Genomic DNA, 13074 nt, shown 5'->3' with positions numbered 1-13074 from the left:
GCTCGTGTCTGCTTCGGTAACAGTTTAGGACGTGTGGCTCCCTGGTAGTGAGATGGAGCGTCAAGAAGACCCCCGCGAGACCCTCTCGAGACTGGCAGAGAGCTACTGGGAGGAGAGGATAGCCAACGAGCCGCTTTCGGCGACCGCCCTCGGCGACCGCAGGTTCGACGACAGGCTCCCAGACATCACCCCAGAAGGGAGGGACAGGGTCCGCAGGCAGTATGAGGAAGTGGTACGAAGATGCGAGGCCATCCCCGAAGACGGTCTGCCAGCCGCGGAGAGCCTCACCAGGACCGCGCTCGCAGTAGATGCCCGAGCCGCGGCAGACTATCTTTCGTGCGGCCTCGACGACTGGGTCGTCGACCCCCTGGGCGGACCCCAGGTGGAGCTCCTGAACGTCGAGTCGTATCAGCCCGTCCGGACCTTCGAGGAGGGGACCTCGATGATAAGGCGGTGGCAGGCCATCGGAGCGTACCTCGCTCAGCACGTCGCCAACCTCAGGGCGGGGGCGTCGACAGGGAAGACGGCGGTCAGGGAGGAAGTGGAGAAGGTGGTGGATGAGCTGGCAGACCTGCTGACGAAGCCTGACAGGGACTGGGCTCTCCTCAGACCCCTCTCGGTCTCCCATGACGACTGGACCGAGGGGCAGAGGCACGAGTTCAGGGCGGGGCTGGAAAGCGCCGTCGGGAGGCAGGCCAGGCCCGCTTTCGCGGGATATCTCGAGTTCTTGAAGGCGGAGATACTCCCCAGGGCCAGGCCGCAGGAGAGCGCCGGCATCATGCACGTCCCCGGAGGGAGGGAGGCATACCTCAAGCTCATTCGGGTCCACACTTCGCTGGACCTGGCCGCGGAGGAGGTCCACCTGACCGGGCTCAAGGAGGTGGAGAGGATTGACAGGGAGATGGAACGGCTCGGCAAGATGGTCTTCGGGGCATCCGGGCTCAAGGAGACACTCGACAGGCTGCGGACAGACCCGTCGCTGTACTTTGACAGCAGAGACGAGGTCGAGGAAGCGGCCGTGGACGCGCTTTCAAGGGCGAACGCTGCGATTTCAAAGTGGTTCGGGCGACTTCCGAAGACCCCCTGCGAGGTCGCCAGGATGGAGGAGCATGAAGAGAAGCACTCGACTATAGCGTACTACCGGCAGCCAGCCGCCGACGGCTCCAGGCCCGGGAGGTATTACATCAACACCTCCGAGCCTCGGACCAGGCCGAGGTATGAGGCTGAGGCGCTCGCCTTTCACGAGTCGGTCCCCGGCCACCACCTCCAGATCGCCATAGCCCAGGAGCTGGAAGGGGTCCCGGAGTTCAGGAAGAACAGCGGGGTGACCGCGTTCATAGAGGGGTGGGGGCTGTATGCGGAGAGACTCGCGGACGAGATGGGGCTGTATTCTTCAGACCTCAGCCGCATAGGCATCCTCTCCTACGACGCCTGGAGGGCCTGCAGGCTAGTCGTGGACACCGGGATGCACGCGATGGGTTGGAGCAGGGATCGAGCCATCCAGTTCATGATGGAAAACACAGCGCTGGCCAAGAACAACATCGTCAACGAGGTGGACAGGTACATCACCTGGCCCGGCCAGGCGCTCGCCTACAAGACCGGACAGCTGGAGATCCTCAAGCTCCGTGACGAGTCCCGGAAGCGGCTCGGGCCGAAGTTCGACGCGCGGAGGTTCCACGACTCCGTACTGGGGAGAGGGGCGATCCCTCTGAAAGCCTTGAGAGAGGCCGTAGAGCGCGACGCGGGACTCTAGGCGGTCGCGCACCGAAGGGACCAACGACGCCTGCCTGAACTGCGCCAGCGCCGGAAAGCACTGGAAGGTCGAAGCCGGTATCGTCTCCTTCGGCCGCTTGACCTGGACGAAGTGCGACTGCCATTGCATTACGGCGCGACGAGAGTCATCGGGACCAGAAGGCCCGAAGTCGCTATAGCACCGGGCAACTAGTCTTTTATCGCTCTGGTCCCCCGTCCCTGACCTATGAGCCTCAAACTTGGTAGTTTCCGGGTTACGAGCCCCGCCTTCGGGCCTTCCGGACGGATGGACAAGAAGTACGGAGGTGACGCAGGCAACAAGTCTCCGCCTCTCGAGTGGAGCGGGGCCCCCAAGGGAACGAAGGAGTTCGCGTTGGTCTGTCACGACCCCGACGCGCCGCTCCCCCATGGGTTCACCCACTGGGTGTTGTACGGGATTCCGGCTAGCGTCACCCGCCTCTCTGAGGGTCAGGGGCCCGACGCCTTCGTGGGAGGCGTCAACGGGACCCACAAGGCTGGGTACATGGGGCCCTATCCGCCGAACGGGCACGGCGTACACCACTACTACTTCTGGATCTATGCGCTGGGGAAGGAGATGGAGCTGGGACCGGGCCTGGCCCGCTCCCAGCTGCTCGACGCCATCTCCGACTCCATCCTGGAGCAGGCCCGCCTCGTAGGCACCTACGAAAGGTAGCAGTGTCAGAATCATGGAATACGTCAGGCTAGGGCAGACGGGCATCAAAGTCTCCCGCATCTGTCTCGGGTGCATGACATTCGGGAATGAAGAGGCGTGGATGGTGGACGGGGAAGGGGCGAAGAAGGTCCTGAAACGCGCCTGGGACATGGGGATCAACTTCTACGACACCGCGAACGTCTACTCGAACGGGAGGTCTGAGGAGATAGTCGGGGAGTTCCTCCAGGGGATAAGGGACGATGCGGTGCTGGCGACGAAGGTCCGCGGCGGGATGGGCGAGGGGCCCAACAGGCGCGGGCTGTCCAGAGGCCACATTATGTGGCAGGTGGAGGAGTCGCTCGGGAGGCTGAAGACCGATCATGTGGACCTCTACCAGATACACCGATGGGACTACGAGACCCCCATAGAGGAGACGCTTTCAGCGCTGACTGACCTAGTAAGGAACGGGAAGGTGCGCTACATCGGCGCCTCCAGCATGTGGTCCTGGCAGTTCGCGAAGGCGATCTACACCAGCGACATGAAAGGGTACGAGCGCTTCGCCAGCATGCAGAATCTGTACAATCTCCTCTATCGCGAAGAGGAGAGGGAGATGATACCCCTCTGCAAGTCCGAGGGGGTCGCCCTCATCCCCTGGGGGCCGACCGCCGGCGGGTTCCTGTCGGGGAAGTATCTCGAGAACGGAAAGCTGGCGCCGAAGGAAGGAGACAGCAGGAGAGTCGCCCCCGGCACCATGGGCCACAGCAGGTATGTGGGCAAGCCACAGAACGACACGATAGTGGGAAGACTTGTGGAGACGGCCAAGCAGAAGGGTGCGACCCCCAACCAGGTCGCCCTGGCCTGGCTGTTACAGAAAGGGGTGACGTCCCCCATTGTCGGGACCTCAAAGGTGGAGCACCTGGAAGAGATGGCAGGAGCCCTGGACGTGAAGCTTTCGGAAGGCGAGACGAAGTACCTCGAGGAGCCGTATCTCCCTCAGCCTGTGACCGGGCACAGCTGACTCACCCCTCTGTTTATAGGAAGGCCGGACCCGAGAGAGGGAGAGACGTTGACCGAGATAGTGAAGGGGATCCAGTACGTCGACGGCACCAACGCCAACTCCTACCTGGTGGAAGAGGAAGGGGGCACCCTGACGCTTGTGGATGCGACAATGGAGGGAGACGGGAAGAAGATCCTGGAGTTCCTCGCGGCGGCAAATCGGAAGCCTTCGGACGTGAAAACGATAGTCATCACCCACTGCCACATCGACCACGTCAGGGGGCTGGCTGCCCTGAAGGCTGCGACTGGGGCGAGCGTAGCTGTCCATGAGGCAGACGCAGATTTCGTTTCAGGGAAGGCGAAATATCCCTCGCCCGGCGGGGCTGTCGGGCTAGCGTTCAAGGTGGCGTCATCGATGATGGGCGTCAAGCCCGTAGAGCCCGAAAGGAGGCTGAAGGACGGAGACGCCGTGGGCCGGCTTTCGGTCATCCATACCCCCGGTCACACCCCAGGGAGCATCTCGCTCCTCGACAGGGAGTCGAAGGTACTCTTCGTCGGAGACACAGCCAGATACATGAAGGGTAAGCTAGAGGGGCCCCCTCCGCAGTTCACAAAGGACATGCAACAGGCGAAGGTTTCCATAGAACAGCTCGCTGCCCTTGACTTCGAGGTCATGCTGAGCGGCCACGGCGAGCCGCTGAAGTCGGCCGAGGGTCCCAAAATGCTGGGAGAGCTTTCGAAGAGGCTCTGACCCCAGCATAGCTCTCGCGAGATTCGAACGATTGAAAAGCTGCCCTTGCGGGTTCTGCCATGTGCCAGCAAGAGCGCGCCACGCTGGGAAAGGCAACTGATGTCCTAAGAGACCCGCCTCCGTCGAAACCGTTCTGATTCTACAGGGCCGTGGACGCGTTGACGGCACAGCCAGGGGCCCGAGAGGGTCCGCGGGCAGGCATGACTCAGGGGGGCTCCGCTCTGGGGCGATGGCTGTCAGTCGCACTTCGCGTTCTGTCGCCGAATCTCTCAGAGAAGGCGGATGAGGGCCCGCCGCTCATTCCGGACGAGTCTCCCTTAAATCCGCTGGCCCGGCCTGTGAGACCATGAAACGGGCGTGGTTTGTGCTCCTCCGCATCCTCGTCATCTCGACTCAGTTCGCAATCCTCTCCGCATTCCATGACGTAGAGTGTAGCGGGTACAGCACTGGGCACTCGGTCGCCATCGGAAGCTCAGGTTCCCGAGGTTCTGAGAGGAGCGGCTGGTGAGCATTGTTTTCAGGGAAGGAGGTCCTGGTCAGCTATGACCGGACCCTGGACCCAGAGAAGAACGTCGCCAGGGAGCAGGAGGTCTTCGCGAAGGTCGAGGCCGGGGAGCTCCCTGAATCGGTCAGGTTCTGGGTGGACTCCGAGTGCCTTGTGAGGGGGAAGGCGAAGAACGCCAGGTACGGCTGGTATCATGAGGGCCTGACCCAGAGGCTCGGAGTGAAGGTCGTCCAGAGGGAGACCGGGGGCGGTGTGGTCTACCACGACCGCGGGAACCTGAACTGGAGCATCTTCGTCAGGTCGGCTGGCCCCTTCCACTCTCCCGCCAAGATCTTCGGCCAGGCCTCGAGCTACGTCGTCCGGGCGCTCGAGAGGCGCGGCGTCCCCGCCGGGTTCGCGCCCCCAAACAGAATCGACGTGGACGGCTGCAAGGTGTCCGGGATGGCGGCGAGGGCCACCCCCAGGGCTCTGCTGGTCCACGGTACCCTGCTCCTGAACACCGACCTTGAAAGGCTCAACCGGCTCTGCATCCCGCCGCCGGGGTGCCCGCCGGTAGCCAACATCAGCAGGTGGGCGGGAGGCATAAGGCCGAGGAGCATCATAGACGCGACCGTCCAGGTCCTGAAGGACTCGGGGATGGAGGTCCACCTGCGAACGCCTTCGATCACACGATAGGCACTGACCGCAGCGTCACGCCCCACCTTTTAGCCAGCCAGCCGGTACCGGGCTGACATGACGACGCCTGAAGACCGCGCCGCGGGCATGGCGAGCTTCTTCGCGCCCAGGAGCATAGCGGTAGCGGGAGTCTCGTCCGACCCCGGGAAGATGGGGTCGATAATATTCGCCAACCTACTCGAGAACCGTCGAAGGGGGGCCCTCAAAGCAAGCGTCTACGCCATCAATCCGACGCACGATTCTGTGATGGGTCAGCGGGCATACATGTCGGTCGGGGCCCTCCCCGAGGTCCCCGAACTGCTCGTGATCGCCGTTCCCGGGCCCCAGGCTCTGGGGGTGATTCAGTCGGCTGCCAGGGCCGGCGTGAAGGCGGCCATCGTCGTGACGAGCGGCTACGCCGAAGCCGGCAGGGCGGACGCCGAAGCTCGGATGACGGAGATGTCCGCCGAAACCGGGATGAGGATCCTCGGCCCCAACACCATCGGGGTGGTCGACATGGTGTCAGGGGTGGACACGCTCTTCCTGCGCCCAACAAAGACTCTCCCCGACGGCACCCAGGTCGCGTCGCTCCTGAAGCCCCTGCGCGGCGGGATAGCGATCATTAGCCAGAGCGGGCACCTGGGCCAGGCACTCATAGAAGAGCTGACGGCCGAAGGGGCGGGGATAAGGGCCCTGGTGGGGACCGGGAACCAGGCAGACGTCTCGGTAGAGGACGTGATGGAATACTTCTCAGACGACGCGGAGACGAAGGTGATCGTCCTATACCTGGAAGGGGCGCGCGACGGGAGGAAGCTCCTGAGCGCGGCCCGCAGAGCGTCCAGGTCCAAGCCTGTGGTGGTGTTCAAGGCAGGGAAGACGCCGGGCGGTGCCAGGGCGGCGCTGACCCACACGGCGTCTCTCGTCGGGAACTACGACGTATACAGTGCCGCGTTCCGACAGGCAGGAGTCGTCGAGGCGGCGAGCCTCCAGGAGCTTGCCGATTTCGCCGTGGCGCTACTGATGCTCCCGAAGCCAGCAGGCAGGAGGCTTGCGGTGGTCACCAACGCGGGAGGGGCCGGGACCATAGCGATCGACGAGGCTCAGAAGGCCGGCCTGAGGACAGACCCGCTGGAAAAGGGGGTGGCTGACCGCCTCCGCTCCGAGTTCGAGGGGTCCGGGTTCGTATACAACGCTGCCCTCGAGAACCCGGTCGACCTCACGGCGTCCGCGAGCACCGACGAGTTCGTCAGGGTTGTGGAGGAGGTCGCTTCGTCAAAAGGATACGACATGTGCCTTGTCATCCCTACCCACCAGACCCCTGGCATCGACCCCGACGTGGCGAGCAGGCTGATCCCGGCCGTCCGGAGGACCGGGAAGCCTGTGTGCATGTGCGTCGTAGGGAGGTCGGAGCTTGCCTCCCGCATCCACACGGAGTTCATGGAGGCCGGCATCCCCAGCTTCCCGACCCCTGAGAGGGCGGTCCGAGCCCTCTCGGCGGCTTTGAGATACGCGCAGATGCGGAAGGAGCAGACTTCCCTGGCGCAGGAGGCGCCGACGAGGCGGAGGGCAGGGGAGACGGACGGGCCCTTCACTCGGGAGGAGCTGGCGAGCCTTCTGGCCAGTCACGGCATAAGGGAACCCCGCTCCCTGGTGATCAAGACGAGGGCCGGCCTCAAGGGACTGGAGAGGTGGCGGTTCCCCGTCGCCTGCAAACTGCTGTCACCCGACCTCCCTCACAAGGCAGACGTCGGAGGGGTAGTCCTGGGGGTGCAATCCCCTGAAGAGGCAGGAGCCGCCCTCGCCCGGTTTCAGAGCCTGGTCAGGAAAAGGAAGGTCCGGTTCGGGGGCATGCTGGTCCAGGAGATGGTGGAGGACGCCTTGGAGCTGATCTTGGGGTGCACGCGGGACCCTACTTTCGGGCCGGTGGTGGCGGTGGGGTTCGGAGGGACTTACACGGAGCTCTTGCGGGGCGTTTCGCTGGCCGTGGCGCCCGTGACCCCGGCCTGGGCGAAGTCGATGATCAGCGGAGGCAGCCTGGGGACCCTGATGAGGGGATACCGGGGAGGGCCGAAGGCGTCTGTAGCGCAGCTGGCCAAGACCGTTTCCAGGTTCTCGCGGATACTCCTGGATCACCCCGAGATCCAGGAGATCGAAGTGAACCCGCTCATGGCGAAGGGGGAAGAGATGGTTTCAGTCGACGCCAGGGCCGCCCGAAGCGCCTAGTGACCCTGCAGGTCCGAGAGCCTCGCAGCAGCGAGGGGGATGGTCATCTCCTCCTTGGAGAGCCCGCCGTGCTGTCCTTTGAGGTCCGGGATGGCGCCCTTCTTGTACCTGTAGAAGACGGTCCTGTTCCCGTGAGGCAAGACCATCAGGTTCCCCACCCGTCTCAGAAACCTCCCGCTCGGCCTGTTAATGCCGAAAAGCCCCTCCTTTATCCCGTCGGCGGTCTTCATGACCGTGGCCACGCCGTCTAGCTTTTCCTGCATGTATCTCTCCGTCTCCTCGAGTCGGCTTTCGTCCACCAGATAGAAAGTGTCCCTCAAGTTTCCCCATGGAGGGATCATGTCTCCATGTGGATTTTTTTGCAGGTTCCTCGTCAGCTTGGTGAACCGGTTCACATACACCGTCTTCTCCGGCTCGACGGTGAGCTGGCCGTGGTCCGCGGTCAGTAGAATCAGGGTCCTCTTGGCCGCCTCCCTGTCCACCCTGTCAAGGAACCCTTCCTGCATGGCATGTGATATGAGGGATGTCTCGACGAGAGACTCGTCCGTCCCCTGGCCGTAGGCGTGTTCGATGTGATCCACGTCGCTCCAGTAAACGTAGACGAAGTTTTTCCCCTTCGCCTTTTCAACGAAGCGCCTCAGGGACACGCTGAGGTCGGATGCGCTCGAGTATGGTGTGACGCCGGTCCCTGCCCTGGTGAGGGTGGAGTAGACCGTGTTGGCAAGGTAGCCGCCCGTGAACGTCATGCATCCGATCCCTTCTGTCTTCAGCCGGCGGAAGACGGGGGCTCCGTCGAAGAGGGCGCGTTCGGGGAACCTTCCCTTGAGGGTGTCTCGGCCGCGCTCCCCCGGCCTGGAGAACGGAAGCGTGAGTATGATCTCCCCAAGCTCCTGCATGTAGACGAACCACTCGGGGAGCCCATGCTCCTGTGGGGTCAGGCCGGTGCTGACGCTGGTCAGCGCCGCGGCCGTGGTCGAGGGGAAGATGCTGGTGATCGGCCTGACGCTCCCCTTCGTGTTGAAGGCGCCGAAGAACCCGGTCCCGGGTGTTCTGCGCCACTCGTTGTATCCCAGCCCGTCGCATAGCATGAGTATCACGTTGTCGATCCCCGACGTCTCCACGTCTCCCAGTGCGTCCTTCGGAAGTCGCGGTCTCCCAGGGTCCAGGCCGAAGAGAGACTGGACCGTCGAGGGGACGTTGGAAAGGCAGTAGCCTTCGTAGTCGGGCCTCACGGCGCCAGGAGGAAGCAACGACAACGCCCCGGCCACCGGGCTGATATGCCTTGTAAGGGGCCCGAAGTTCCGGCAACCGATATATCCCAGCCAGCGCGTTTGCGGAAGGCGTGGCACCGGTTCCCACCCGCAGGCTCACGGCGGTCCTGGTTGCTTCCCTGCTTGCGGCACAGGTCATGGCTGGCGCAATCCCCGCGGCCGGGGCGTCGGGCACGGCCACCCCGATAAAGCACGTCGTGATCGTGATGATGGAGAACCACAGCTTCGACAACATCTTCGGCCTCTATCCGACCATGAACTCGAGCAGCCCTTCGCCTCTACTGTCGTCGCTGCAGGCCCCAGACGACGTCCTCGGCGCCCCGACGGGCGCCGCCCGGGCCCTCACCCAGGTGCCAAACGGAGTCTATTCTACGGCGGACCCCAACGAGGGCGTATACTCTGCGGACTGGGACAGCGGGAAGATGGACGGGTTCGCAGCAAACAGCGGGAGCGCGTCCATGACGTATTTCGGTCCGTCGCAGGTGGCGGTGGAGTGGGACTGGGCAGAGCAGTACGCCATAGCCGACAGGTACTTCTCGAGCTGCCTTTGCATGACCAACCCGAACCGACTTTATTCCCTCGCCGGTTATGGGGCTGGGATAACCACCGACAGCGGGCCGCCCCCCTACATACCGGTGAACCAGTCGATCTTCTCAGAGCTGAACCGCTATGGGGTGAGCTGGGGGTACTACGTACAGAACCCGGCGTCGGACAACTTCCCTCTCAACTATTTCGACGGTATAGGGGCGTACTCGTCCCGGATCCAGAGCTGGGACTCCTTCTACGGCGCCCTGCAGCACGGGAGCCTCCCGTCGGTGTCCTGGGTGATGCCGGTCGGGGGAGGGGCTACGGGGGTAGACCAGCATCCCTCGGCCAACATGACCGAAGGAGAGGACTGGCTCCTTGGTGTGGTTGACGGGGTGATGCAGAGCGGGTACTGGAACTCGACGGCGGTATTCGTCACGTACGACGAGGGAGGAGGGTACTATGACCATGTCCCTCCGCCGACCGTCGACGGAGTGCAGCTGGGGTTCAGGGTGCCGTTCTTCGTCATCTCGCCCTACGCCAAGGAGAACTACGTCTCCCACACGGTCATGAACCACGCGTCCACGCTGGCCTTCGTGGACTACAACTGGAACATCCCGGCGCTCAACACCTTCGTCGCAGACTCTGGGCTCCCCCTGGACATGTTCGACTTCAACCAGACCTACCCTGGAGGCTCGCTCGTGAGGGAGCCGGTGGTGCTCGGCAATGGGAGCGCCTTCCCTATGGAGCTGCAGACACCATTCACGAGCCTCCCATATCAAAGACAGGGGTCCTACGCCGGTGACCTCGCCTCGCTGGGGGTGCCGACGTTGGTCGCTTCCAACTCGACATACACCCCGATATACGAAACCGCTCCAATCACCGCCTCCGTGGGGGTAGCTCTGCTGGCGCTTTTGGTGCTGGTGGCCAGATACACGTGGTCAAGGAGGCCCGCCGCCAAGCGGGGCACTCCTGCGGTAGGCAAGGGGCCGGCCTCAGTCTAGACGGGAGGTAAGAGACCGCGTGGGACTTTTCAGTCCGGTGCAGCTTTAGGTACGGCTACGCCGCATGTAAGCTTACTTTTGCTCTCTCGGCAGGTAGATTTCGCCCAGGGCGGCGAACTCGGCGACGACGGGCGGAAGCGGTAAGGTGTGGCTTGCGGCGCCGGACAGTCGCCTAGTCGCGATGGCCACGAACCTCGAGCTTCGGTAAAATTAAAACGCCCCCGCTCGGGCAGCGTCTGATATGCTCAAAGCTGGAGACAAGGCACCGGAGTTCGCCCTCTACGACACGGATCTGAAGCTGAGGAAGATGAACGATTTCCTGGCCGCTGGGAGGAAGACGGTCTTCGCGTTCTACCCGGGGGCGTTCACCGGGGTATGCACGAAGGAGATGTGCGAGTTCAGGGACATGCACGAGGGGCTCAAGAAGTTGAATGCCGACGTTGTCGGGATCTCGGTCGACCCGCCCTTCGCCAACAAGGCCTTCGCCGAGAAGCACAACCTCAACTTCCCTCTGCTCAGCGATTTCAAGCGGGAAGCCATCAGGGAGTACGGCGTAGTCTGGGAGAAATTGGGAGGGATGGAAGGGTACAACGCCGCCAACAGAGCCATCTTCGTGGTAGACGGGTCGGGGAAGATCGTCTATGAGTGGGTAGGAGAGAACCCGGGCAAATACCCTGATTTCGGCGCCATCGAGAAGGCGCTCTAGCGGACCCTCGCGAGTCCCTGGCCGCGCCTGACGGCGGCCCCTTCTTCCGTGAGGACCTCCACGATTTCGCAGTCGCGGTCAGCCCTGACTGCCACTTCCATCTTCATCGACTCCAGTATCACCAGAGGGTCTCCAGCCTTCACTTTCGCCCCTTCCTGGACGAGGGCTGAGATCACCTTGCCTGGCATGGGAGCCGCGATGACGTCCTTCGGACTCGCAGTGGTCGAAGCGGCTGCGGCGGTTGAAGTGCGGGTCGCAGATGCCACGCGCCGGTAGGCGAAGCGCTCCCCGCCTATGGTCAGCTCTAGACCGGAGGGGGTCGCCCTGACCGAGGTTACGATGAGGGGCCTCCCTGACAGCTCGGCGACGAGCGTCCCCGCCGACGACCCTGGCCTGATCTTCAGCCTATACGCCCGCCCTGACACGGTCACGCCGTATGCGTCGCCCGCAGAGACCGCGTCGACGATGAAGTCGCCGTCGTCGCTGCTCAGCTCATATCGCGTCGTAGTGCCTCGCCTTCTGGACAGGCTGCTGCCGCATAGAAGCAGGCCGCGCGCGCACCGCAGGCCCCGTGCCGGCTCCAGACTCCATTATCGCCGCCGCGATGGCCGCCCCCTGACTGGCGAGCTCGGCCCGGTCGGCGGCCGCTCTCTCGACGTATGATTCGACGATCCTGTTCCTCTTGAGGAGCTCGACGTCGAGATTCCAGCCCATGAACTCCTCGTGTTCCAGGATTAACCTTTGGAGCCGGATGGTCGTCTTCACCCCCTCGATTTCGAACTCCGACAAGGCGAGGAGCATCCTCTTCCGGGAATCCTCCATGTCGTTTCCTCTGACTACCAGCTTGGCGAGCAGGGAGTCGTAGTACTCGGGGACTTCATACCCGGGGTAGACGGCGGTGTCTATCCTCACCCCGGCGCCGCCTGGAAAGAAGAGCCGGTCTATCTTCCCGCTCGACGGCGCGAATCCTGCCGCGGGGTCTTCAGCGTTGATCCTGCACTGCATGGCCGCCCCCTTCAGTTCGACGTCGTCCTGGCCGTAGTCCACCCCCTCTCCGGCCGCGATCTCAAGCTGCTCCTTAACGAGGTCCAGACCCGCCCTCATCTCTGTGACGGGATGTTCGACCTGGAGCCTGGAGTTGACCTCGATGAAGTAGAAGTTCTGGTCCTTGTCCATAAGGAACTCGATGGTCCCGACGTTCTCGTATGAGAGCGCCTTCGCGAGGTCGACGGCGTATCCTGCGACCTTCATCCTGGCGAGCTCGTCCATGCCGGGGGCGGGGGTCATCTCGAGTAGCTTCTGGTGCCTGCGCTGGATGCTGCACTCCCTCTCGCCAAGCTGGATTACCTTCCCCCGGCCGTCCGAGACTATCTGGACCTCGATGTGTCGGGCGGGCTTGACAAGCTTCTCGACGAAGAGCCCCGACTTGCCGAGGGAACGCCTCGTCTCGATGGAGGCTAGTTTGAACCCCTGGGCGAGCTGCCTGTCGTCGTAGGCTTCCCGTATCCCACGGCCTCCGCCCCCGAAGGCAGCTTTGAGGAGGACGGGATAGCCGAGCTCGCGGGCCGCGTCCAAGGCGTTCTCCGGAGTGTAGCAGACCGTTCCGCCCCCTTCGATAACGGGGACCCCGGCCCGCCTCGCGACCCGCTTGCAGTCGACCTTGTTCCCGGCGATCACCAGGGTCCTGGGGCTGGGGCCGACGAACTTTATCCCGGCCTGGCGACACTTCTCTGCCAGGTTCCAGTTCTCGGAGACGAACCCATATCCCGGGTGGAGGGCGTCGACACCGGCGTCCGCGGCGGCCTGCACGAGCTTGTCGATGTTCAGGTAGCTGTCTCCGGGGTCGGCAGGGCCTATCCTTACCGCCCGGTCGGCAAGCTTGACGTGGAGCGCCTCGGCGTCCACGTCGGAGTATATCGCCACCGTCTTGACTCCAAGGATCCTGCAGGTCCGGATTATCCGGACGGCTATCTCTCCCCGGTTTGCTATGAGGACGCTGTCGAACAACTGAAAG

General features: G+C 63.4%; 12 protein-coding genes. 9 read left to right on the top strand and 3 right to left on the bottom strand.

Features of this window, described 5'->3' with window-relative positions:
- Positions 1-52 precede the first annotated feature (52 nt).
- The 7 genes from JRN21_00605 (at position 53) to JRN21_00575 (ending at position 7554) form a co-directional block, all read left to right on the top strand.
- Positions 53-1753 (top strand): DUF885 domain-containing protein, encoded by a 1701-nt coding sequence (locus JRN21_00605; protein MDG6987812.1) that lies wholly within the window; start codon positions 53-55, stop codon positions 1751-1753.
- A gap of 225 nt (positions 1754-1978) precedes the next feature.
- Complete coding sequence (locus tag JRN21_00600; GenBank protein MDG6987811.1) at positions 1979-2446, top strand: YbhB/YbcL family Raf kinase inhibitor-like protein; 468 nt, start codon at positions 1979-1981, stop codon at positions 2444-2446.
- 13 nt (positions 2447-2459) lie between these two features.
- Positions 2460-3443 carry an aldo/keto reductase gene (locus JRN21_00595; protein ID MDG6987810.1) on the top strand — a complete coding sequence of 328 codons (984 nt, stop codon included), beginning with the start codon at positions 2460-2462 and terminating at the stop codon, positions 3441-3443.
- A gap of 48 nt (positions 3444-3491) precedes the next feature.
- Positions 3492-4172 (top strand): MBL fold metallo-hydrolase, encoded by a 681-nt coding sequence (locus tag JRN21_00590; protein ID MDG6987809.1) that lies wholly within the window; start codon positions 3492-3494, stop codon positions 4170-4172.
- A gap of 346 nt (positions 4173-4518) precedes the next feature.
- Entirely contained in the window at positions 4519-4680 is a 162-nt protein-coding gene (locus JRN21_00585) for a hypothetical protein (GenBank protein ID MDG6987808.1), read from the top strand.
- A 3-nt stretch (positions 4681-4683) separates the two neighbouring features.
- Positions 4684-5352 (top strand): hypothetical protein, encoded by a 669-nt coding sequence (locus tag JRN21_00580; protein MDG6987807.1) that lies wholly within the window; start codon positions 4684-4686, stop codon positions 5350-5352.
- Between the two features lie 57 nt (positions 5353-5409).
- On the top strand, positions 5410-7554 hold the full coding sequence (locus tag JRN21_00575; protein MDG6987806.1) for an acetate--CoA ligase family protein: 2145 nt from the start codon (positions 5410-5412) through the stop codon (positions 7552-7554).
- On the opposite strand, the gene JRN21_00570 is transcribed toward JRN21_00575, so the two are convergent.
- Positions 7551-8810, bottom strand: coding sequence for an alkaline phosphatase family protein (locus tag JRN21_00570; GenBank protein MDG6987805.1), 1260 nt, complete (start codon positions 8808-8810; stop codon positions 7551-7553). The genes JRN21_00575 and JRN21_00570 overlap by 4 nt on opposite strands.
- Before the next feature lie 86 nt (positions 8811-8896).
- Here JRN21_00570 and JRN21_00565 point away from each other — a divergent pair, with 86 nt between their 5' ends.
- Positions 8897-10354: an alkaline phosphatase family protein gene (locus JRN21_00565; GenBank protein ID MDG6987804.1), complete on the top strand. Its 1458-nt coding sequence runs from the start codon at positions 8897-8899 to the stop codon at positions 10352-10354.
- A 241-nt stretch (positions 10355-10595) separates the two neighbouring features.
- Positions 10596-11060, top strand: coding sequence for a redoxin domain-containing protein (locus JRN21_00560; protein MDG6987803.1), 465 nt, complete (start codon positions 10596-10598; stop codon positions 11058-11060).
- Here JRN21_00560 and JRN21_00555 read toward each other — a convergent pair.
- Together JRN21_00555 and JRN21_00550 are read right to left on the bottom strand one after the other, a co-directional pair.
- Complete coding sequence (locus JRN21_00555; GenBank protein MDG6987802.1) at positions 11057-11485, bottom strand: biotin/lipoyl-binding protein; 429 nt, start codon at positions 11483-11485, stop codon at positions 11057-11059. The genes JRN21_00560 and JRN21_00555 overlap by 4 nt on opposite strands.
- 67 nt (positions 11486-11552) lie before the next feature.
- Positions 11553-13067: an ATP-grasp domain-containing protein gene (locus tag JRN21_00550; protein ID MDG6987801.1), complete on the bottom strand. Its 1515-nt coding sequence runs from the start codon at positions 13065-13067 to the stop codon at positions 11553-11555.
- Positions 13068-13074: the final 7 nt, after the last annotated feature.

The organism is Nitrososphaerota archaeon (assembly GCA_029785825.1).
Taxonomy (GTDB): Archaea; Thermoproteota; Nitrososphaeria; order Nitrososphaerales; family Gagatemarchaeaceae; genus UBA183.
The sequence above is the reverse complement of the archived record's forward strand: the minus strand, read 5'-3'. Positions and strand labels throughout refer to the sequence as shown.